The organism is Rania fehmarnensis (assembly GCF_056494185.1).
On record NZ_CM151398.1, the window covers coordinates 3,460,471 to 3,482,437 of the forward strand.

The following is a 21,967-nucleotide window of genomic DNA, read 5'->3' on the forward strand; positions in this document are numbered from 1 at the left end:
ATGAAACGACGTGATGCACTTCGCTGGGGTTGCCTCTCGGCACTTGGTTTGTCGATCGTGGACTTTCTGCGTTTGAGCGCATCTGGTGCAGTCGCTGAAAATGCGAAAGCCAAGAGCTGCATCTTGATCTGGCTCGACGGTGGCCCGAGTCATCTGGAGATGTTTGATCCCAAAACCGAGGTACCACTAGAAGTTCGTGGCCCATTCTCCGCGATTGGTACTCGACTGCCGGGAGTCGCTTTCAGCGAACATCTGCCGCTAACCGCTGGGATCGCTGACCAGTTGACGCTTCTGCGCTCATTGACATCGCCGCTGGGTGAACATGGACTGGCCAATACCTACATGTTGACCGGTTACAAGCCGTCGCCTGTTTTGGATTATCCCAGCTTAGGCTCTGTCCTGGCTCATCAGCGGCCGTCGACCACGTTGCCATCGTTTATTTCGATTCCTGATTCACGAGCTGGCAACGCTGGTTTTCTCGATCGACGCTGCGAACCGTTTGCAACTGGTGGCGATCCATCCAAGCCTGAGTTCAAAGTCCGCGATCTGCAACCCCATCCAGAGATCACGGATCTGCGTTTGCACCGGCGCCGCGAATTCTTACAGCAGTTGGATGCGATGCGGCGATCCAATGATGATCAATTGGATGGTGTGGATCCGGCCATGCGTCAAGCTTTTGATTTAGTCTTGTCGCCCCAAGCAATGCGTGCCTTCGATTTGCAGAGTGAATCGGAGTCGACGCGCCAGCGCTATGGAATGCGGATGATCGGTCAAAGTTGTCTGCTGGCGCGGCGTTTGGTTGAGCGCGGGGTGCCGTTTGTTTCCGTGGTGAATACTGGTTGGGATACGCATAGCGACTTAGTTCTGCAGTTGCGTGACGGATACGCTGGCGCCAAACAAGGCGTTGGATTGATACCGACATTTGATCAAGCCTTCAGTGCCCTGGTCAGCGATCTAAAAGATCGAGGTTTGCTGGAGCAAACGTTGGTGGTGGCGATGGGCGAGTTTGGGCGCACGCCCAAGCTGAATCCTCGAGGTGGTCGCGATCATTGGCCCGGTGTGTTCAGTGTAGCTCTGGCCGGCGGCGGAGTAGCTGCGGGCAAAGTGATTGGCCGAAGCGATGCGACCGGCGAAGGTCCGCTCGACCAACCCGTTACTCCAGCCGACCTGGCGTTCACCATCTATAGTTTGCTGGGCATCGATCCTGGTAAGACCTTAATCACCCCTGACGGTCGGCCGGTAACGATCAATCGCGATGGACAGATGATTGATGGAATAACGTCATGAGCAAGCCTCTGGCTAACTTTCCAATTTGTTTGACCTCGATTGTTACGCTGCTAGCGGCATTGGTGCTCAGTCGTAACATCGATGCGCAACCGCCGGTCACAGCCCTGGAGCTCGATGAGGCACGCAGCGAATTAATAGTGGGTTCGCAGTCGGGAGTGATCATTTATAGCTTGCCCGATCGGCAAGAGCTGCGTCGCATCTCCACCAAGCTTGTGCACATTCATGACCTGCAACTGTCGCCCGATCGCACGGCGTTGTTAGTGGCCGGTGGCAGTCCGGCTGAAAGCGGAGCCATCGAGATTCACGCTTGGCCTAGTGGTGAGGTAACTGCTAGCGTATCACGCTACGACGATGTCCTCCATCGGGTTGCCTGGTCGCCCGATGGTCAACGCATGATGGTCGTGTCGGCTGCGGCTGACAGTGAGTTGCTCGACTTGCAAGGTCGCTCGATACAGCGTTATGTTGGACATACGCGGATGTTGACTAGCGGCTGCTTCTTAACCGCAACCGAGGTAGTCACCGGTGGAATCGAAGGTACGCTGCATTTGTGGTCAGCAGAGACTGGCCAGGTGATTCGCATCCTAGATGGCCACACGGCCCCCATCTACGATCTGGCCCTGCGAAAAGGCGCGCCGGTTCAGTTGGCAACCGTCGGTGGTGATCAAACGGTTCGACTGTGGCAACCACAGATCGCGCGGCAGATACGCTTTGCACGGCTCGACTGTATGCCGCACTGTGTGGCCTGGTCCGATGATGACCAATCTATCGTGGTCGGTAGCGATGACGGAAGCGTGCGTTGGCTTTCAAGCAGTGAGATGCGCGTGCAGCGCGTGGCTGCAACTGAGATCAAGCCGATTTTTGAATTGCTGGTAACCAGTGAGGCAGTTGTGGTGGCTGGCGGCGGCGGCTTTCAAGTCTTAAAGTAAGCACGTGGACACATCTAATTTGGGATTAGGGCACTCTTCGTGTCAGGGCAAACTCAGCCCTTGGAGTATTGGTTATGTCGCAACAATCTTCTGGATCGACCGCGATTGTAGCGGCGGTGATACTGTTGCTGCTACTGTCCGTAGGCGGAGGCTTCTTCGTCTGGCAGCGTACACTGCGGCAAATGAGGCTCGCCGATCTAGCCGCCAGTGCCGCCAGAAAACAGGAAATGCAAGCTCGCGAACTTGAGGCGCAGGCAAAGTCGAGGTTGCATACTGAACAAACGCGAACCAATGCATTGCAGCCTATAACACCTGCTAAGTCGACTCCCGAACCTGCGTCAGTCGAGTCCATTATTCGCGATCAGCTGGCCGAGCAACAAGCGGCTTGGAACGCCGGTGACATCGATCAGTTTATGCAGGTCTATTGGAAGAGTGATCAACTGACCTTCGCCTCCGGTGGTAAAGTAACTCGCGGATGGCAAGCCACCTTGGATGGCTATAAAACACGCTATCCCGATGCGGCCACGATGGGCCAGTTAACTTTTGATCAGCTGGAGTTCAAACCCATTGGATCCGAAGTCATGTTGGTCATCGGCAATTGGCATCTGAATCGTGAGCAAGCCATCGGCGGCAAGTTCTCACTGATCTGGCAACAAATCGATAGTCAGTGGGTTATCGTCCACGACCATACCTCGCTGGCCGATTAATCGCGTGGATGCGACCACGCGCTCAGTCCCAGCTCAATCCTTCGGGCAATCGATTCAGATTCAGCGGTGCATCGTCTTTTACGACCAGCATATCTTCGACGCGCACACCACCGGCGCGGCGGCCGTACAACCCCGGTTCGACGGTCAGCACTTCATTCTTTAGCAGTGTGCCCCCGTTATCATCCAACAGTATAGGTTCGTGCACTTCCAAACCCACACCGTGGCCGGTGCCATGTGGCATGATCGCATCGTCGGAGATCTCTCCACGGGCAAAGGCGTACCCGTGTTTGGCCAACGTATTCTTGGTGGCTGCGTGGACGCTATCGGCCGTTGCGCCGGTGACCAGCGCGGCGCAGGCGGCGCGTTTGGCATCGACGACTGCGGCGTGCATGCGTTTGACTTCATCGGAGACGGTGCCATGGACTACGGTGCGCGTGCAATCACCCCAGTAACGCGTTTCCAGCGATTGGGGAAAGATATCGACGATGACTGGCTGGCCAGTTTTCAGCGGCCCGGCGCCACGATCATGACAATCGGCTGAATGAGGTAACGAAGCGACGATCGAATCGTGATGATTGGAGTAACCACGTTGCAGCAAGTAGACGCTAATCATTTGCCGCATACGCTGGCTGGTCAATTCGGCACCATCGTGATGCAGTGTGCCGTCGCGATCGGCTTGAGCCCAGGCGATGGTTTGGCAAGCCATCAAGATGGCGTCTTCGGTCACTGCTTGGGCTTCTCGCATCCACTGAATTTCTTGATCGTCTTTGCTGCGGCGTTCGAGGACGCCCATTTCGGCTGAGTATTCGAGTTTGATATGAGCTTGCTGGATATGCCAGGCGTAGATAAACGGCAGGGTACGATCGGTGGTGACGGTGGTTACGCCGTGACGCCTGAGACATTCGGCTACTGACTGAGCGGTCGCGGTCGCGCGATCGCCGGACAATCCGCCGGCGGGCGTAAATTCTGCGGGCGGCGAAACCTGGTCGACTTTCACGGCCGCTCGAGCTCGATCGCATTCGATATCGCGGACGATAAAGATCAAGGTTTTCGCAGCTTTCGCGCTGGCTTCCAGTTCAATCCAAGCGGCCGGATCACCGACTCCAAATCGCACGCGGTGATACAAAGCCGAATTTTCCGCTGGGATACCCGCCAGGAGCTTCGCACGCATAGTCGCTTTCCAAGTACAAGGAGAATCTGAACAAGCCCTCATAATATAGCCATTTGCCCGTGGCGTAGGCTCCCAGCTGCAATTGTGGCATAGGCTTCCAGCCTGTGTCCGACCTGTGGCATAGGCTTCCAGCCTGTGTTCGACCTGTAGCATAGGCTTCCAGCCTGTGTTCGTGGCATAGGCTTCTAGCCTGTGTATTCCACCCCTCAATTCCCCTCCAGCTCCAAAACTTCATTACCGCCAGCGGACACGATTGACGACTAGCTCGCGAAATCCTAAAATCGGGTCGTTCGCAACACGGTGGATGTAGCTCAGTTGGTAGAGCACTGGATTGTGGCTCCAGTTGTCGCGGGTTCGAGCCCCGTCCTCCACCCTTTTCAAACTTATTCGCTGGCATCAAGCGTCCCAACGTCATATCGCTCTAAAAAGAGACCTGACCACCTTTAGTTCGGTGATTCAAGGCCTGCCATGATGCGTTTGATCGGCAGGCTTGGATTTCTCTGCGACCCTCTGCGTCTCTGCGTTTTCTACAATGGCGTTCCTCAAAGAACCCAGGTCGGTCCGAGAGAACATAAAGTGAGATCATCTAACTCGCTTCGCCCAATCATCCTTAGAGTAAGCGAACTCTACCCAGTCTAGTAGCATGGGCGAAAGGATGGCGCACAGCAAGACGATGCCACATACGCCGCACGCTAAAAAATATGACTTCCAGAATGACAATCGCAGTCGATCGATCATCGACTGGGACCAGATCATAGCAGGGATGGTCGCTGCCAGGGTAAACAAAGCCAGGTAGAGTGTTTCGTCGGATGCAATGAAGATACGTACGACGCTGTGAAAGGAAAGTGGCATCAGAGGCGGCAACGCCAGAAACCAGTAGCGACGATCAAATGTGCCCGTACCCGAACGGTGTCTGTCAAACTCAGGTGGCGTGTACGGATTGCTTACCACGACATGGGCTCAGGTGACACCGTACGATGTTCGCACAATTCCTTTGACCGCGTGTTTTTGCCCGAACATTGGAACCTCAAAGTCAATCCAGGCAGGCTCTTTCGACGCATCGATAGTGAATTGGCCATACTCAAAGGCAGAAACCTCTGAGCCAAGGAGGTAGCGATTTGATGAAACCTCTGTCGAAAGACGCCAAGCCACCTCTTCGCCTTGCTCCTCTTGTTCACCAGCCACAACACGTGATTCCTCCACCCAATAATGACCAGCAAGTGATGAAACCATCTTGTCATTGTGAATTTGCTGTTGTAGTTCGGCCACTGTCTGCTCAAGCGCCGCAACTCTCGCGGTAAGCGAGTCTTCCGTCTGCAGATGGGAACTGTCTTCAACATCCGCAGGAAAAAGGCACGCAACGCAGGCCAGTACCAATGCGCCTGCAGAGCCCACGAATGTTTTGTTAGCCATTGCGGTTTATCCTTCTGCAAATAACGCTTAGGATCAGCTCGCTGAGAGCGATTGGGTGACTATTGAACCAGTTGCCATTTTATCCAAGCTATGGCCCCGTCGGCACCACTGAGCTTGCCTCGGTGGACCGATGACTGATAGGCTAGGGTCGCGGCCACTACTAGCCATTCAGTCATGCTTCCACCGACCAAGGTCGGTGGTGAGCCGGAACCGAGGCTAACGCCCACGGCTTAGTTGAACGTCAGGGAATCGATGTTCATTAGTCCGCCAGGTTGCTCTTCGTTCTTGAAGACGAAAATCAAATCATCTTGGCCGTGGCTGGGCTCGAGCTGTATGGTCTTTTCATAAAACTCCTCCCACTTGCCGTTGACCTCCACCGGCGTCTGCCCCAGAAGCGGTCCGTCGGGCGTGGCGCGATGGATCTCGATGCGGCCTCCGACTCCTGCGCTGGCGACGCGGACCGTAATGTTCTTGAGCTCGTCGAAACGTACGCGCGAGAACTTCAAGTACGCGTTGTGATTGATGGCTCCCACAAACTGTTTGTTTTCCGCTTGCCCCGATCCCAGAGCTTGAGCGCCGACAATTTCATCGGCCGATTCGGCTTGCGAGTGGCGATTGCGCAGCAGCACACTGCCGCTGCCGATCAATTTGGGAATCTCGCCTCGACCAGCATCGGTGTAACTGGCTTCCAGTCGAATCGAACCCTCGGTATTCTGCGCGGTCAACTCGTTATTGAAACCAGGCGCACTGGGATTGGCAGTACCGGCTGTGGCACTGAAAACGTATTCGACCATGCTACGCACTTCGGCTTCGGTGTGTTGACCATGCGGCAACATGCCGACTTTGCCCCACACACCGGTAGAGCCTTTGATGACCCGCTGCACCGTTTGATCAACTTGGTGCGGTTGATCGCGATACTTGTTGGCAATCTCCAGGAAGCTTGGACCGACCAAGGGTCGACTGGGCGCGTGACAATTCAGGCAATCGCTTTTGCGAATGAGACTCAGACCCGGGGCTACCTCCGCAGCCGCCGTGTGGGGCGCTACGACGATCGCTTCGGTGAATAGTCGCGATGAAGCAGAAACGTCGATCAATTCCCAGTCATCCTGCTCAGCCTGCTGGAGATCACTGGTGCCATCTTCGCTATCGCGAACGACGACTTGGTATCGCACAGGTTGACCCGGCGTAAAGAAGTCTCCATCGAGTGGAGTCACAAACGCCACTTCAGGCCGGGAATTACCAACGATGACCGGTAGCGTCGTGAGATCGGACAAGCCGTGCGGATCGCTGACGGTCAGTTGAACTGTATAGACACCGGGCTGGTCGAACACCGCTTCCAATTCAGCGGTGGTGCCAAGCGACATGGCTGTAGCCCCAGGCTGAGCCGAGGCGATAGCGGTCCAATGATAACGGAGCGGATCACCATCTTTATCCTGCGAGCCAGAGGCGGATAATTGAACAACCAACGGCTCTCGGCCCACGCTACTAGTGGCTTGAGCCATCGCTTGCGGTTTGCGGTTGCCGCGCACGTAGTCGACGCGCACCAATCTCGCGTCGGTATTAACGCCCCAAGTCTCGCCGTATTCGATAACCAGCAGCGAACCTTGAACATCAACGACCATATCGACCGGGCGAATGAAGGGCATGTGCGGCAAGAAATGTTCAATGCGCTGCAAGTTGGATTGATCGTCCATGTGGACTGCGTAGATCGCATTGCGCGACCACTCAAAGGCGAACAGCGTGCGATGGTATTGTTCCGGCAAGCGATTGGTGGCGGTCGAGGCGGCATCGAAGTAGTAGACAGGGCCTGCGCAGGCAGTGCGCCCACCCGAGCCGACTTCGGGAAATTCTTCTGACGCGCCGCCCGGATAGTAGATCATGGCTGGTTGAGCTGGTGGCAATTCTTGACTACCCGTGTTATTGACCGAACGATTAAACGGCTTGCCTGGATCCATGGCCGACTGAATTTCGCCGGTCTTGAAGTCGATGACTGGGTACGCAAAGTTGTTGCCAATGAAGTAGGGCCAACCAAAGTTGCCGGCGGCTCGCGCTTGATTGACTTCATCGTAACCGCGCGGGCCACGCTCGCTGTTACCGCCGGCATCGGGACCTACATCGCCCCAATACAGAATGCCCGTTCGCTGATCGACACTGATGCGCCAAGGGTTGCGACAGCCCATCACATAGATTTCGGGATGGCCGATCGATCCATCTTTGGGAAACAGATTGCCGTCGGGGATCGAGTATGTTCCATCGGGTTCGGGATGGATGCGCAGGATCTTGCCATTGTAACTCCGCGTGTTGCCGCTCGAACGCTGCGCATCCCAGGGCTGGCGATCGTCGCGCTGGTCCAGCGGTGCATAGCCTTGCGAGTCGTTAAACGGATTGGTGTTATCCCCTGTGCCGATATACAGGTGACCCTCGGGACCAAACTCGAGTGAACCTGCATGATGGCAACACTCGCGACGCTGCTCTTCGTAACTGAAGAGAATCTTTTCGCTGCTCAACACCAGTTGACCGTCACGAAAATCGAACCGGCTGATGCGCTGGCCGGAGTAGTCAGGCGGCGAATACTGTAAGTAAATCCAGCTGTTTTCGGCGAAGTGCGGATCGAGCGCCATGCCTATCAGGCCATTTTCCTGAGCGGTGGTTACATCCAGCTTGCCCACAACCGCTTGTTTGCCGGTCAGTGGTTCGATGGTTTTCAAAATGCCACCTAGCTCGATCAGAAAAATCGTACCATCGGGGGCAACATCCAGTTCGAGCGGCTGTACCAGGTCACCGCAGACGGTTGTCTTTTCAAACCGAGTGAGATCCAGCTCTGCCGCGTGAGATGATGTGACAATTAGCAGCCAGCAGACGAGCACAAATGAGAGTTTACGGAGCATAGTTTTCGGTTTTGGGTGGGAGGCGTAGTAGCGGATCTATTGGGTAACACTTTAAATGAAAGCCGCGCGGAAGTGAAGAAAGTTCGTCATCGGCTTGTGCTATATTGCTCGTAACTTTTCGCCAGACCTAGTTTATCCCGGAGTACAGAGATGCAGAAATACGCATTGGATGAGTTTCTCAAACGCACCGCCCAAAAAGACTCCAATCAAGGTTTATTTGAGATGGAAGGCGACCGCGTTCTGGAAGTGAACTTGAACGGTTCGGTTTGGACCAAGACCGGTTCCATGGTTGCGTATGTTGGAAATGTCAAATTCACGCGCGAAGGCGTACTGGAACAGGGCGTCGGCAATTTGCTGAAAAAAGTCGTCAGCGGTGAGGGTACCAAACTCACGCGGGCTGCTGGGCAAGGCAAAGTTTATCTGGCGGATGCCGGCAAGAAGATCACAATTCTCTCACTGCAGAACGAATCGATTTTCGTCAATGCCAACGATGTTCTGGCTTTCGAAGAGTCCTTGCGCTACGAAATCAAGATGATGCGGAAGATGGCGGCCATGTTGTCCGGCGGTCTATTTAATGCCCGGTTCGAAGGCACCGGCATGTTGGCCATCACCTCCCATTATGATCCACTGACGCTGGGTGTTACGCCTTCGATGCCGGTGTTCACCGATCCCAACGCCACGATCGCTTGGAGCGGATCACTGTCACCAGAATTCAAAACCGATGTTTCGCTGAAAACATTCTTCGGCCGCGGCAGCGGTGAGAGCTTGCAGATGAAGTTTCAAGGTAACGGTTTCGTGGTCGTGCAGCCCTATGAAGAAGTTTACATGCAGCACGGTGGTTAGAGATAGTTTATGCATAAACTATTGTGGCATAGGCTTCCAGCCTGTGTAAATTTAACCTTGGCTGCGGCGTCCACCGTCTGGCGACGGTGGCTACGGCTACGGCGACGGTGGCTATGGGCTCAGGAGTTGCCAGCAGGTCCATTGCATTCTGGGATGATGAAAGCAACTTTTCCAGAGATTGCCTTTGCTCGTTGAAGACAAGCTGCCATCGCGATGCAAGTATCCAAACCATTCGCCGTGAATTGGATCGGCGAAATGCTGATGACTCCAATGGTGTATTTGCTCGTGCCACTGAGCATAACGTGCGTCGCCCGTGGCTTCGAAAGCCATCAGCGTAGCGATAATCGCTTCGTTATGTGGCCACCAGAATTTCATGTCATGCCAATACTCCTGAGGTGGCTTGCCCAATAGATCACAAAAATAGAGCAGGCCACCATACTCCGCATCCCAGCCGCGGCTCCACATCCAGTCGAGCATTTGGCAACCCAGCTTTATCAATCGCGAGTCATTGCGATATTCGCCTTCGCGCATGATAAACCAGGCGCCTTCAATCGCATGTCCTGGATTTAGAGTCCGACCATCGACGTGGTCCAGGATCTGGCCATCGGGCGCGACATTTTCCAGCACGGCCTGATGATCCGGTTTAACGAACAGTCGTTCGATTTCATCGATCGCGCGATCGATCCAAACTGTCCAGTGTGGATCGTCGCCCAGGTTTGTGCGCAGCTCTTGAGCTGTGACCAAAGTGATCATGCGCGGAGCCAGTCCGATCATGGGACGAACGTCGGTCGACTTTAGCGGCATGCGTCCCGGAGTAAAATTCCAATCGGTAAACTGCGCGAAGGCTCGGCGGGCAATGTCGGCTGATTCGCTGGCCTGAGTCGCGCGGTAATGAGCTGCAAAAGCGATCGCGGCAAACGCTTCGCTGTACGCGTAGCGCCGCTGGCGTAGCGGCTGGCCATCACGCTGCACATGAAAAAACATGCGGCCATCTGAGGCGAATCCAAATTGACGCAAGAACTTCAGTCCATACTCGGCCCATTCCAACCACTCTGCGCGCTGCTCGTACTGGTTAAATAGCGTCAGCAGCAGCCAGGCCATGCGACCTTGAGCCCAGATCGATTTGTCGGTATCGATCAACGTGCCGTCGCGATCCATGAAGTGAAGATAGCCGCCATGCTCGCGATCCAAACAACGCGGAAACCAAAAGCCCAGCGTATCGCTTAGCAATCCGTCGCGATAACTGGCGGCCAACTGCTGTCTGCCTGGCTGGCTAAGAAGCTGAGGTATGGCAGGCATACTCATGGCGCTTGCGTGATATAGCTCAGTGGAAAACTCGCGAAAGTTAGTGTGCCTTCGACTTCGTACAGCAGACCAACGTCGCCCTTGTCCAAGAGGGTCAAACACGAATACATACAGTGCCTCGGGTCGATCAATCGGCCCTGGTTCCACGTGCGGCCGCCATCGGTGCTAGCCCGAACCGTCATCGCCACTCGCTCGCGATTGTGGTTGGGATTGGAGAACAATAGTGGGCCATCGGGTACTTGTAGTAGACTGGCCATGCACGTTGGGTCCGGTAAGACATGCCAGGGCTGTGACCATTGACCAGGTCCTTTGTCAGCCCCGCCCGAGTTCCATTGCCATCGAGCCCACAGGCGCTGGCCGCTGCGCGATTCATCGCGCATCGTCAACAGCAACGAGCCATCGTCCAGTTCCGCAATCTGCGATTCACTAGTCGGTGGCGATGTGGGAATTGCAGCCGGCGAGAGTTTCCAGGTCAAACCATGATCGCGACTGAATAAGAAACAGGCATGCGAGGTACCGTCAGCTTCGCGATACTGGGCTGCGAAGACCAGCGTACCGTCGCGAAGTTGAATACCGCTGCCTGGGCCATTAAAGAGCAATCGCCAAGCGGCATCACGGCCGTCGATCTTGTCTGTAATGTTGATCGGAGCAGACCAGGTGACTCCATCATCGGTGCTTTTGGTGAGGACTAATTGGCCGGTTTCGTCCGGAGTCAAACCTGGACCAGACCCTTTCCAGCCACGGTCACCCTTGGACCACAGAGCTGCCACGAAGATTGTCTTAGTGTGATGATCAATCAAGATCGCGGGATCGCCCACACCGTTGCCGCGCGACTCTGGCACCTGTTGGTCGAAATCCAGAATGGTTTGCATGGCTGACCACGTCTGGCCGCGATCGGTACTGCGCATCAGACCGACGTCGATGTTGGCTGGCAAATCACCTGAACCATCGTGGCGAATATCGAAGACAGCCAGCAAGGTGCCTTGAGGCGACGTGGCCAGACCTGGAATGCGATACGCCTTCGAACCATCATCGCCCGCTTGACGCACGATCGTTCGCATAACCTGCGTATCATCAGCTTGAGCTGAGCCGACATGCGGGCCAATGAGTATCGCCATCGATGTCAGAAGCGGGAGCAGCCAAGCGATTCGGTAAGTTGTCATGTTCGTGCATTACATTAAAGGTGAATAGCCGTGCGGCAAATTATAGCGGAAAGCGGGTGCTGAGCCCAACACCGCTAAGTTGTAGAGCGGCTGTCCCCAGCCGCTCAGCACCCGGCAAGTTGTAAACCTGTCACGCTAGTCCGAACCAGCTGCAACGCAGGTCATCGGGTCGGAAGAAGCGTTGGTTAGAGGGTTCTGAGCAGCTGAGAACAGCTGCTCTACATTTAGCACCCGGCAAGTCGTAAACCTGTCACGTTGGTGCGAACTACCTGCAACGCAGGTTATCCGGTCGGAAGAAGCTTTGGTTAGAGGGTTCTGAGCAGCTGAGGACAGCTGCTCTACATTTGGCACTCGGCAAGTCGTAAACCTGTCACGTTGGTGCGAACTACCTGCAACGCAGGTTATCCGGTCGGAAGAAGCTTTGGTTAGAGGGTTCTGAGCAGCTGAGGACAGCTGCTCTACATTTAGCACCCGGCAAGTCGTAAACCTGCAACGCTAGTCCGAACCAACTGCAACGCAGGTCATCCGGTCGGAAGAAGCTTCTGTTAGAGGGTTCTGAGCAGCTGAGGACAGCTGCTCCACGCGCAAGGCCGGGAGGGCTCAGACCTTCGCCCTACTGGGAAACTAGGTGTACAAATGTAGAGTGTTGGGTTTAGTAACATGGTTATGGCGAATCGCACCCGCTTTTCAACTGGGGGGGTAAGTAGTAAGATCTTGCCGCCTTCAACTTCTCTGTTGAAACAGCATTTCTCCCACCTCAACTTCCCCAAGCGAGGCGCCCGTTATGAGTTTTCGAAAGAGTTTCATCTCCAGTAAGAGTCGTGGTTTAAGTGAGAAGCAGTTGCGTTCCAAGCGCCGCCGCTTGCTCAATGTTGAAAACCTCGAAGTGCGAAATCTAATGGCGACTTATGTCGTCAATAGTCCGCTCGACATCGAAACGGACGATCCCGGTATCGTGACCTTGCGTTCGGCGATTAACCAAGCCAACAACAACCCTGGTGCCGACAGAATTGAATTCGCATTTGAGTCGACGCCGGAAACCATTGAATTGCAGAACACATTATTTGTTTTCGGCTCGGTGGATATTGTTGGCCCAGGTGCGACCGAGCTAACCATTGACGGTGGCAATGAGGTTCGCCTGTTCGAGCTGTTTGTAGATCCATCTGAAGAACAGGACACTAGAGTACTCTTTGATGGTTTGACTTTGCAGAATGGCAATGGTGGTAATTTCGAGGGCGATGGCGGGGCAATCTACAACAACAGCACCGACCTGACGATCAACAACGCTATTCTCAACTCTAACAGCGCAGGTCGTGGCGGGGCCATTTTCCACGACAATCAAGAAGTCATTTTCGATTCGTTTGAAAATGCTATTATCGGTTATGTGCCGTTGATCATCACCAATACCCAGATAACGAACAACTCGGCGATCACTGGGGGTGCGATCTTCAACAGCTATGGACACGTTGAAATTCTTGACGGCAGTACCGTTGAGGGTAATTTCGCCTTTCAAAATGCTGGTGCGGTGTACACGGTCAGCGAACCACAACAATCATTCCCCAATACGACGTTGATTGTGACTGATTCTACGTTTAACAATAACATCGCCGAAAGTGGCTCCGGTGGTGCGGTCTACTCGGTCAACGATCACGTCGAGTTCAACAACAGTTTTGTGACCAATAACCAGGCAGCCGTTGATGGCGGGGCTGTTTATGTCGAGAACGAAGGTCAAATTCTATTAGAAAGCCTCGAATTCAATTCGTCGATCGTCTCAGGCAATAGTGCCGGCGGCTTTGGCGGTGCAGCCTACTCCTTCGGAGACACGGTCCGGGTTCGCAACAGCAGCCTACTGAACAACACTGCCCGCGCTGGTGGAGCAATCTACTTGGAAGGCGAGTTTGCATTTGCCAATTTGGATGCGTTTGAGTCACTTTTCGAAGGCAATGTGGCGCAAGGTGCAAGTAACCAAGACGGCCGCGGTGGAGCAGTGTTTGTTGGGCTGGGCGGGACCGCATACTTTAACCGTTCCCAATTGAGGAACAACACGGCTCGCGGCGGTAACTCCGACACCGAAGCTGGCTTTGGACTTGGTGGAGCCATCTATGCGAATGCTAGTTTCCAAGCTGACAATTCGACTTTTTCCGGAAACGTCGCGCAAGGTGGCGATGGCGATATCGGCGGCAATGGCGAAGGGGGAGCAATCTGGAGCAATGCTCTGTTCGGTATTTCTGTTACCACGTCAACCATTAGCGACAATTTGTCTGTCGGCGGAAGTGGTAGCTCTACCGCAGGTAGTGCATTCGGTGGTGGAGTTCTGTCACGGGGCGCAGGTCTTGGAAGTGCAAGCTTTGCAGCCACCTATCTGGAAGAATCGTTGTTCACCAACAACGCAACTGAAAAAGGAGAAGGCTTCGATGGCCTGGCAGACGGGGGAGCCATTTGGGTTAGCGATGGCGTCTTCATGTCGAACTTGACCGCCTCCGGGAATCGGGCCGATGATGATGGCGGCGGAATCTATTTTGGTCCGTCCGAAATTACAGTAGGCATAGTGGAACTGCGTTCCAGTACGGTCGTCAATAATCAAGCGGGCATTGATGGTAATGAAAACGGCGTCGGAGCCGGTATTAACGTTAACACGGTGTTCCTACCCACCGTTTCCAACACCATCGTCTCGCTCAATTCAGTTGGCAACGCCTCCAATAATGTGTCAGGTTCGTTTGCATCGCCCGCTTCCTTTACCGCGAACAACTTGATCAATGATGATCCGCTGATCGGACCGCTGTCGGACAATGGTGGGCCCACGTTTACACACGCCTTATTGCCTGGCAGTCCCGCCATCGATGCTGGCAATTCGTTGGCTGAAAGTACTGATCAGCGACAGTTTGGGCGTTTTGAGCCGTTTGATATTGGAGCCTACGAGGTTTTATACGACTTCGGAGACGCATACGTGGCACCGACAGATGCCAACCCAGCGGTCTATCCGACTTTGTTGGAGAATGACGGTGCGCGGCATTTGCTCTCGAACTTGTTCTTTGGCGACTCTACTCAATTTGGATGGGCGCCGATTGATGCCGATGCGGATGGTTTCACCGACCCCAGTGCTTCAGGTGATGACAGTTTCGACTTTAATGACGACGAAAACGGCATTGTCTTCGCCACGGCCGCCTCAGGCTTTTTGGCCCGCGTCAATGTAACGAGTTCGGGCGCCGGCTTTATCAACGCTTGGATCGACTTCAATGCCGACCGTGATTGGGATGATGCAGGCGAGCAGATCTTTACTGCGCAGCCGGTCGTGGCTGGGGTGAACGAACTGACGTTTGCGGTGCCTGCCACAGTTGGGGCGCTCACCGACGCCTACGCTCGATTCCGTCTATCCAGCCAGGCAAATCTAGGCCCAGCCGGTGAAGCACTCGATGGTGAAGTCGAAGACTATCGCTTGAGCGTGCAAGCGGTGGTTCTACCAGATGAAGGTGGTGGCGGTTCAGATGGATCGTTTACCTTCACCGATGTAGTTGAGCGACGCGTCCGCCGAACTTACGATCCGCTGGTGGCCACAGGTTACGAATATCAAGTCACCAGCGGCCCGAGCTTTGCCGAAGTTGAAGTCTTTGCAGGCTACGGCGACGATACCTTTACGCTGCTTGTCGAAGATCCCGCTAACTTGGGTGTGTTTGTTCAAGTAGCTACCCTCGACGCTGGCGATGTTTTCGACTTTGAATCGCTGGATGTTTCACTCCAGGTCGCCGGTGGCGGCGTGCAAAGGTTCCGTATTGACGGAATCGAGATCGATGCCGCCTTGGATCCTGATGATCCGCTAGCCTTTCCGACTGGCCTAAGTTTCGTCGCCGATGGCGAAGTTGTCTTTACTCAAACTCCTCTGACAGTCTTCGTTAATTCGCCGGCAACCATTACAGGCTCTGACTCAGGCAGCGTAACTGAAGATGATGAGACGTCGATTGTTGGTGGCGACCTGGAAGTAAGCGACGCTGACGCAGGCGAAGACGTCTTCGAGACACCCGCTACGCTGGTGGGCACTTACGGCGAGTTCACGTTTGATTCGGCAACCGGCATTTGGAGTTACGCGCTCGATAATCTCGATAGCGACACCAATGCGTTGGCTGCTGAGGAAGTCGTCGTCGATACCCTGACGGTGACCTCGCTGGACGGTACGGCCAGTGCCATTATTACTGTGACGATCACCGGGGCCAACGATACAGCTACCATCACGGGTACTTCAACCGGCGAGCTGGTCGAAGATGGTGAAGAAAGTTTATTGACGGGCCAACTGTCGGTAGAAGATGTGGATTCGCCACTGAACTTCAGCGAACCTGTCAGCCTGACGGCAGTTTATGGCTTCTTCAACTTTAACACGACTACGGGTGAGTGGTCGTACAACCTGGACAACTTGGATCCAGACACCGACGCCTTGGAAGCGGGCGAAGTTGTTCAAGACGTCATCACCGTTCAGTCGAGTGATGGCACCGCGTCGGTGGACATCGTGGTGACGATCACCGGTGCCAACGATGCAGCCACTATCACTGGTCTGTTGACCGGCGAGGTGATTGAAGATGCGGCACCTTCCAGCGCCTCAGGTGATCTGGACGTTAGCGACGTAGATTCGCCAACGGGCTTCCAGGCACCTGACGCCGTGGCGCTTCAAGGTACCTATGGTTTGTTCACCTTCGATGCGGAAACCGGCGTTTGGGGTTATGCGCTCGATAATGCTGACGCAGATACCAATGCTTTAGCCGCGGAACAATCGGTTGAAGATTCATTGGTCGTAACGACCGTCGATGGAAGTGCCCAAGCCACGATCGCTGTCACCATCACCGGTAGCAACGACGCGGCCACGATTACGGGCACCTCAACTGGTTCGCTGGTTGAAGATGCGGCTGTAAACAGTGTGAGCGGCGACTTGGATGTTGCCGATGCGGATTCACCTGCCACGTTCCAAACGCCAGCGTCGCTAGTGGGCACTTATGGTAGTTTCACCTTTGATGCCGCCACTGGTCAGTGGACTTATGTTCTCAACAATGCTGATCCCGATACCAATGCATTGACGACCGGTCAGGTTGTTCATGATACGTTGACTGTCCAGTCGCAAGACGGCACAGCGTCGCAAGTCATCGACATCACGATCACGGGCGTAACGGATGCGACTGGCAATACGCAACCCATCGCCAGCCTAACGGCTCCAGCCCGTGGCGTGCGTGGTCAAGAACTGAGCTTTACTCTCAAGGCCAATGATTCGGCGGCTGATCGCGCTGTGGGCTTTACCTACAAAGTGATTTGGGGAGATGGCACACCTGATACGATTGTGCCCGCCACAGCCGGTAATGGTTCTGGGGTCATTGTGACTCACACCTATACTCGCGCGGCCAACTTCACCGTCAAACTGGTCGCCACTGATCAAGGTGGTGCGACCAGCAACGTAGTTTCCAAGAGTGTATCGGTCAGTTCAACAGCTATTCAGTCGACATCGGCTGGTAGCGTCCTGGTTGTGGGTGGCACCACCGGTTCCGATACCATCAAAGTTGATAGAACCTTCACCGGTGTGGAAGTCAATATCAACGGGTCGAAGACCAGGTACAGCCAGTCGCTGGCGCGGATCGTGGTCTACGCCCAGTCCGGCAACGATACGGTAATTGTCAGTCCGTTCATCTTGACGCCAACGTTGATCAATGGTGGAGACGGTAACGACAAACTGTACGCTGGCAGCGGTCGTTCGATTGTCTCAGGTGGCGCCGGTGACGATTGGATCTATGGCGGTCTGAACCGCGATGTCCTGATCGGGGGGCAAGGCAAGGACAAACTCTTTGGCGTAGCTGGTGGCGACATTATGATCGGCGGGCAGAGCACGCACGAGAACAATGTCGATACCCTGTTCTCCATTCTGAACAAGTGGAACGCCAACTCGTCTTACAACAATCGCATCAATAACCTTGCTCCAGAGCTCAATACCAGTACCGTATTGAACGATTCGGCTGAGGATACGCTCACCGGTTCGCTGGGGGCCGATTGGTTCTTCGCTCGCCGCACGGGCTCAGCTCGCGATACTATCTTCGGTGCTTACAACGAGAAAGTCACCGACATCTAATCTGATGGCCAATGCCCATCGTAGGTCGACTTCTTCGAAGTCGACCTACGCATGTGGCTGCTTGTTAGCTTCTTCAGCTCGGCTCTCCAGCTCCTTCAGCAGGACTTCGGGACGAATGTCTTTTTCTAGCTCTGCCAAGCCTTTGGCGTGCGTATGAATCTGTAGCCGCTTAGCTAGTTCATGCGACAGAATCAGAATGCGCGTGATCTCGTACTCCGACAGCAGGTTGATATGCAGATCGAGTTCGGTTCGGCGGTCTGCAATGTGAGCCTGGCGATTCTGACTGACCAACACAAAGGTGGATAGAAAGATCGCTTCCAGCGAAACGATTGTGGTCAGCATGCCGTAGGGATACGGATCGAAAGCTGGCAAGTGGAACAAACCGAGGTTCGCCATAATCCAGCCAGCAAAAAGTACGATGTGCAGGTAGACAAACGGCATACTGCCTGTGAAATAAGTGATCGCGTCTGCGATTCGGTCTTGCGTCGACCGCAAACGTTCGGCCTCCTGGCGGTGCGCGTCGATCGCCTGCATGTTTTTTTCAATGACGGCTGCCAATTCGGGAGTGCTCTTGGAAACCAGATCGCTTACCCGACGCTGGGTGTTGGATCTTGAAATGTGGGATTTTTTGCTCACCATCGACTCCTATATATCTCTGTACTGACGTTTTTTCTGACTTAGGTCTTGGGCCCGCCCAGAACGAACCAGATCAAAACGGATGCCAATTCCTCACGCCTGTGCTGACCTGCCCTCAACTGACCTAAGGGCATATCTAATATCTCAGGCGGTATTGCGCGGCTGGAAGAAAATTCCTTCATTTGATTGAAAGGTTAGGTGTTTTTGCGCACTAGTTACTGTAGAGCCGTCCTGAAGTCCCACGTTGGCTGAGAAAATTCTCCCTTTCGTGGAGCCTGGTCCTTTCGTTTTGGCAAACGGCTACGTCTATGAGTATGGGTACAATCCCCTTTACCCACCGTAGGAACGACCACCCATGAAAACCGTTGACGCTGACTCGACTACCATGCTGGCAACCTGCAATACTCGCCACCAGATCGATTTGTACCGCGACCTGAACTGGGTGGGAAGCTGTATGGTCGAAAACCGTACGATATCGGAATGCTGTTCAATTCAGCTGGGCCAAAGTGGTTCCGAGACCGATCACATTTTGAGCGAAATACAATCCGCCCTGCGGGCCGGCAAGAGTTGCTTGGAATTAGACGGACGCCGCTTCAGGTGGCAAGTCGTCGGCCCTTTGGAGTGCGGTGCCGGCGGCACCGCTTTGATGTAGAGCGGCTGTCCCCAGCCGCTTAGCACCCTCTAACTCAAGTATCTGCAAGCATGGCGTTTAGGGTGCTGGGTGGCACTGGCTATGCGCAGCATTGCCAGTGCTCAGAACGAAGCGATCGATATTCGGTCTGCGGCTGCATAAACCAAGGAAAGCGAAGTTTGTGAGCGCCCAACGGCGGTTCATTCCCGAATGAGCAAACCGGTCACAGTAGCGTCCCTCCAGAGTAGCCAGCATAACTTCGCTTACATTGGCTGCTCAGCAGGCTCGCCAACCGCACCACTTCGTTCCATGCACTGGCAATGCTGCGCATAGCCAGTGCCACCCTAAGGCCATGGTATTTCGATAGTCAATAGCTGTACGATCTCTGCACGCATGAGGATTCGTTCATGACTAATGGTTCGTGCAGGCTGCGGTACAGTTTGGTTATTACATCAAAGCTGTGGCTGCGCCACAGCACTCCAAAGAACCGTTAGCCGCGGGCGCGAGAATAGAGGGCGCGGATCGGCCAGGTTAGCGTCATGAATAGCAAGTTCATGGTCCGCGCGACGGCGGCCAAGACATGTCGCATCAGGACCGCAAACGGGCGAATGACCGCGCGAAAGGCGGGTACTCTTTCGTACAAGATATGCCCGAAGATAATCGTAAAAATACCAGCGAACTTCACGGGCTTTTGAAAGTGAAAGTGCCCTGAGTCTTCGTGAATGATCGGGTAATTGCCGAGAAACACTTCGCGTTTGACGAAAGTGTCCCAGTTCAATTCAACGGTCAGCAACAGTCCAACGAAGCCGACCAAGAGAAACGCGGTATGTTCCAGCCATGGATGTTTCTCTAGCAGTTTAATGCAGTAACCCGCTACCAGGCGCAACGTGATGATCCCGATGGTCACTCCGAGATACACCAGGTAAATGTTATCACGAGCGAAAGCCACGGCTGCGACTACGTTATCGAAACTCAGACTTAGGTCCAGAAACGCGATCATGGCGATAGTCCGCCCGAAACTGTGCGGCACTTTTCCGCCTTGCTGGCCATGCTCTTCTGCCTGTTCATCCTCGGCGAAATGGTCACACATCAGCCAGATCAAATAGGCCGCGCCGATCGCCATCAGGAAGTGATTGTTGATGATCACGCCGGCCAGGAACAAGGCAATAATCCGAAAGCCATACGCCCCGGCATAGCCGATCGTCATCGCAATTTTGCGTTTCTTCTCATCCAAATGGCTGGCCATCGCCGCGATAGCCAAAGCGTTATCGACTGACAATAGTCCCTCGATCACTACCAGCGCTGCCACCACCTGGAGGGCATGCAGGGTGAATAACGAAGAGAAACTGTCGGCCAACAACATCAATGTCATCAAGAAACCTCGGCGGAAGAAACTTTGCCACAACGAGTCACAAATATAGCAATTCCTTGACGAAACGGTAACCCGAACCGTTGCCGGGCTTAGAATCTCTTCACTGGAGAATCGCTTCACTGGAACTGGTATATTGCCACGCCGCCCGATTTGTTCACTAAAACGCTGAGGCATCAACCATGTTAAGAAACTTGGCCATAAGCTGCGTGGCTGCGCTGCTGTTGACCAGTACCGTCCAAGCTCAAGCAGACGGCAAGTCGAAAACCGTCGATGGTCACTCCTTTGGTCGACACGTCGATCAGTCGAACCACTGGGAGCAAGTTGGCGGCGATCTGATTCGCAACTTCCACAATATGTACCACCTGACCATCTTGAAGGAGCCTACCGACGCGCACTACCCATATCGCGGCTGGTTCTTCGGGTGGGTCGCCGAGGACTGTAACAGAAGTTTGGGGCTCAACCGTGGTTGCGACATGATCTTTGCAGCTCGTGCGGCCCGCTTGGAAGGTCCCTGGCAAGTTTACTGTGGTGAAGATCGTTGGGACGATGGCCAGCAGCCAACCCAATGGCGACCAGTTATCATCGCCGAAGATGAAATCTACAACTCGTGGCACAATGGCGATCCATCTGTCGTCAAGCACGGCGATCAACTGGTGATGGCCTACAGCGCCACCGGTTTTAATCAAGATCGCATACCGTTTGGCAAGCCTGGTGATAGAGACTCCGATCTGAACTGCATCATGGGGGCCACGTCCAAAGATGGCTTGCAGTGGCAGTTAACCTCCGCGCCGATTCTGATCGACCATCAGAACATCGGACAAGCCCCGGCTAGGGCAGGTGATTTCATGCCTCCCTCCGGCGCGTACCATCGACCGTCGCTGCTGAGAAGCGAGAACAAATGGCAACTATGGTTCGATGCCTGGGACGGACGTGATATGGGTATGTGTTACGCGGAAAACCTCGGCGACTTCAAACAACCGGCCGATTGGAAAGTTATCCGAGGCGCCGACAATATGTGCCTGGGCAACTTTCCAAATCCCGATGTCATTAAGATCGAAGATGTCTACATCGCTTTCGCCGACCCAACGGGGTATCAGCCTAAACGTCCCACCGATCCAGCCCAAACCAAGTTTTTGGCCTCATGGGCTTCGCGCAAAATCTGCCAGGCAGTTTCGCTAAACGGTATCGACTGGGTGCCTGTTGGCTTTATTGAACGCGACGATGACGCGCAAGCCAACCAAGTGCCCGTCGCTTATGTCGAAAGCCACGGAGAGCACGAGCATTGGCTTTATCTAACTTACGCTACGCAGATATTCGGCGACTATCGCTATGATCGCATCCGCATCAAACGCCAACAGATTGGCGCTGCGGAATTGAATCGATATCGAGCACTATGCCAGTAGTCTGATAATCACCAGAACATCAGGTGCTTAGAGAACTCACTCGGTGAATACAGGCGCGACCTTTGCAAGGTGGCCGAACCGACCAGTCGCTGACCAAGTTGGTCAATCAAGTTTTACCCACACGA

14 protein-coding genes and 1 tRNA gene are annotated in these 21,967 nt (G+C 54.4%); 8 read left to right on the top strand and 7 right to left on the bottom strand.

What is annotated here, in order from left to right; translation table 11 throughout:
• The 3 genes from SH573x_RS11720 to SH573x_RS11730 all read left to right on the top strand — a co-directional run bounded on the left by SH573x_RS11720 (nt 1) and on the right by SH573x_RS11730 (nt 2,920).
• Nucleotides 1–1,287 carry a DUF1501 domain-containing protein gene (locus tag SH573x_RS11720; protein WP_479355212.1) on the top strand — a complete coding sequence of 429 codons (1,287 nt, stop codon included), beginning with the start codon at nt 1–3 and terminating at the stop codon, nt 1,285–1,287.
• Complete coding sequence (locus SH573x_RS11725) at nt 1,284–2,213, top strand: WD40 repeat domain-containing protein (RefSeq protein ID WP_479355213.1); 930 nt, start codon at nt 1,284–1,286, stop codon at nt 2,211–2,213. The genes SH573x_RS11720 and SH573x_RS11725 overlap by 4 nt, the downstream gene beginning before the upstream one ends.
• A 74-nt stretch (nt 2,214–2,287) precedes the next feature.
• Nucleotides 2,288–2,920: a YybH family protein gene (locus tag SH573x_RS11730; RefSeq protein WP_479355215.1), complete on the top strand. Its 633-nt coding sequence runs from the start codon at nt 2,288–2,290 to the stop codon at nt 2,918–2,920.
• A 22-nt stretch (nt 2,921–2,942) separates the two neighbouring features.
• Here SH573x_RS11730 and SH573x_RS11735 read toward each other — a convergent pair whose 3' ends face one another.
• Nucleotides 2,943–4,091 carry a M24 family metallopeptidase gene (locus SH573x_RS11735; RefSeq protein WP_479355217.1) on the bottom strand — a complete coding sequence of 383 codons (1,149 nt, stop codon included), beginning with the start codon at nt 4,089–4,091 and terminating at the stop codon, nt 2,943–2,945.
• A gap of 299 nt (nt 4,092–4,390) precedes the next feature.
• Between SH573x_RS11735 and SH573x_RS11740 the strand changes: the two genes are divergently transcribed.
• Nucleotides 4,391–4,465 (top strand) — tRNA-His (locus SH573x_RS11740).
• Nucleotides 4,466–5,051: 586 nt separating this feature from the next.
• Here SH573x_RS11740 and SH573x_RS11745 read toward each other — a convergent pair.
• Entirely contained in the window at nt 5,052–5,504 is a 453-nt protein-coding gene (locus SH573x_RS11745; protein WP_479355219.1) for a hypothetical protein, read from the bottom strand.
• 230 nt (nt 5,505–5,734) lie between these two features.
• Nucleotides 5,735–8,392, bottom strand: coding sequence for a PQQ-dependent sugar dehydrogenase (locus tag SH573x_RS11750; RefSeq protein WP_479355221.1), 2,658 nt, complete (start codon nt 8,390–8,392; stop codon nt 5,735–5,737).
• Between the two features lie 150 nt (nt 8,393–8,542).
• On the opposite strand from SH573x_RS11750, the gene SH573x_RS11755 reads away from it, so the two are divergent.
• Nucleotides 8,543–9,235: an AIM24 family protein gene (locus SH573x_RS11755; protein WP_479355223.1), complete on the top strand. Its 693-nt coding sequence runs from the start codon at nt 8,543–8,545 to the stop codon at nt 9,233–9,235.
• A gap of 111 nt (nt 9,236–9,346) precedes the next feature.
• Here SH573x_RS11755 and SH573x_RS11760 read toward each other — a convergent pair whose 3' ends face one another.
• On the bottom strand, nt 9,347–10,540 hold the full coding sequence (locus SH573x_RS11760) for an AGE family epimerase/isomerase (protein WP_479355224.1): 1,194 nt from the start codon (nt 10,538–10,540) through the stop codon (nt 9,347–9,349).
• Nucleotides 10,537–11,703 carry a sialidase family protein gene (locus SH573x_RS11765; RefSeq protein WP_479355226.1) on the bottom strand — a complete coding sequence of 389 codons (1,167 nt, stop codon included), beginning with the start codon at nt 11,701–11,703 and terminating at the stop codon, nt 10,537–10,539. The genes SH573x_RS11760 and SH573x_RS11765 overlap by 4 nt, the downstream gene beginning before the upstream one ends.
• A gap of 784 nt (nt 11,704–12,487) precedes the next feature.
• Here SH573x_RS11765 and SH573x_RS11770 point away from each other — a divergent pair.
• Nucleotides 12,488–17,800: a VCBS domain-containing protein gene (locus SH573x_RS11770; RefSeq protein WP_479355228.1), complete on the top strand. Its 5,313-nt coding sequence runs from the start codon at nt 12,488–12,490 to the stop codon at nt 17,798–17,800.
• Between the two features lie 45 nt (nt 17,801–17,845).
• On the opposite strand, the gene SH573x_RS11775 is transcribed toward SH573x_RS11770, so the two are convergent.
• Nucleotides 17,846–18,439: a DUF1003 domain-containing protein gene (locus tag SH573x_RS11775; RefSeq protein ID WP_479355230.1), complete on the bottom strand. Its 594-nt coding sequence runs from the start codon at nt 18,437–18,439 to the stop codon at nt 17,846–17,848.
• 352 nt (nt 18,440–18,791) lie between these two features.
• On the opposite strand from SH573x_RS11775, the gene SH573x_RS11780 reads away from it, so the two are divergent.
• Nucleotides 18,792–19,088 carry a hypothetical protein gene (locus SH573x_RS11780; protein ID WP_479355232.1) on the top strand — a complete coding sequence of 99 codons (297 nt, stop codon included), beginning with the start codon at nt 18,792–18,794 and terminating at the stop codon, nt 19,086–19,088.
• 469 nt (nt 19,089–19,557) lie between these two features.
• Here the strand turns inward: SH573x_RS11780 and SH573x_RS11785 are convergent, their stop codons facing one another.
• Nucleotides 19,558–20,439, bottom strand: coding sequence for a TerC family protein (locus SH573x_RS11785; RefSeq protein ID WP_479355234.1), 882 nt, complete (start codon nt 20,437–20,439; stop codon nt 19,558–19,560).
• Nucleotides 20,440–20,618: 179 nt separating this feature from the next.
• On the opposite strand from SH573x_RS11785, the gene SH573x_RS11790 reads away from it, so the two are divergent.
• The gene (locus tag SH573x_RS11790; RefSeq protein WP_479355236.1) at nt 20,619–21,842 is read left to right on the top strand and encodes a hypothetical protein; all 1,224 of its coding nucleotides are present in this window, start codon (nt 20,619–20,621) and stop codon (nt 21,840–21,842) included.
• Nucleotides 21,843–21,967 lie beyond the last annotated feature (125 nt).

Excerpts from the sequence above, each read along its gene's own strand:
- SH573x_RS11720 (WP_479355212.1), top strand. The coding sequence starts at position 1 with ATGAAACGACGTGATGCACTTCGCTGGGGTTGCCTCTCGGCACTTGGT.
- SH573x_RS11725 (WP_479355213.1), top strand. The coding sequence starts at position 1,284 with ATGAGCAAGCCTCTGGCTAACTTTCCAATTTGTTTGACCTCGATTGTT.
- SH573x_RS11730 (WP_479355215.1), top strand. The coding sequence starts at position 2,288 with ATGTCGCAACAATCTTCTGGATCGACCGCGATTGTAGCGGCGGTGATA.
- SH573x_RS11735 (WP_479355217.1), bottom strand. The coding sequence starts at position 4,091 with ATGCGTGCGAAGCTCCTGGCGGGTATCCCAGCGGAAAATTCGGCTTTG.
- SH573x_RS11745 (WP_479355219.1), bottom strand. The coding sequence starts at position 5,504 with ATGGCTAACAAAACATTCGTGGGCTCTGCAGGCGCATTGGTACTGGCC.
- SH573x_RS11750 (WP_479355221.1), bottom strand. The coding sequence starts at position 8,392 with ATGCTCCGTAAACTCTCATTTGTGCTCGTCTGCTGGCTGCTAATTGTC.
- SH573x_RS11755 (WP_479355223.1), top strand. The coding sequence starts at position 8,543 with ATGCAGAAATACGCATTGGATGAGTTTCTCAAACGCACCGCCCAAAAA.
- SH573x_RS11760 (WP_479355224.1), bottom strand. The coding sequence starts at position 10,540 with ATGAGTATGCCTGCCATACCTCAGCTTCTTAGCCAGCCAGGCAGACAG.
- SH573x_RS11765 (WP_479355226.1), bottom strand. The coding sequence starts at position 11,703 with ATGACAACTTACCGAATCGCTTGGCTGCTCCCGCTTCTGACATCGATG.
- SH573x_RS11770 (WP_479355228.1), top strand. The coding sequence starts at position 12,488 with ATGAGTTTTCGAAAGAGTTTCATCTCCAGTAAGAGTCGTGGTTTAAGT.
- SH573x_RS11775 (WP_479355230.1), bottom strand. The coding sequence starts at position 18,439 with ATGGTGAGCAAAAAATCCCACATTTCAAGATCCAACACCCAGCGTCGG.
- SH573x_RS11780 (WP_479355232.1), top strand. The coding sequence starts at position 18,792 with ATGAAAACCGTTGACGCTGACTCGACTACCATGCTGGCAACCTGCAAT.
- SH573x_RS11785 (WP_479355234.1), bottom strand. The coding sequence starts at position 20,439 with ATGACATTGATGTTGTTGGCCGACAGTTTCTCTTCGTTATTCACCCTG.
- SH573x_RS11790 (WP_479355236.1), top strand. The coding sequence starts at position 20,619 with ATGTTAAGAAACTTGGCCATAAGCTGCGTGGCTGCGCTGCTGTTGACC.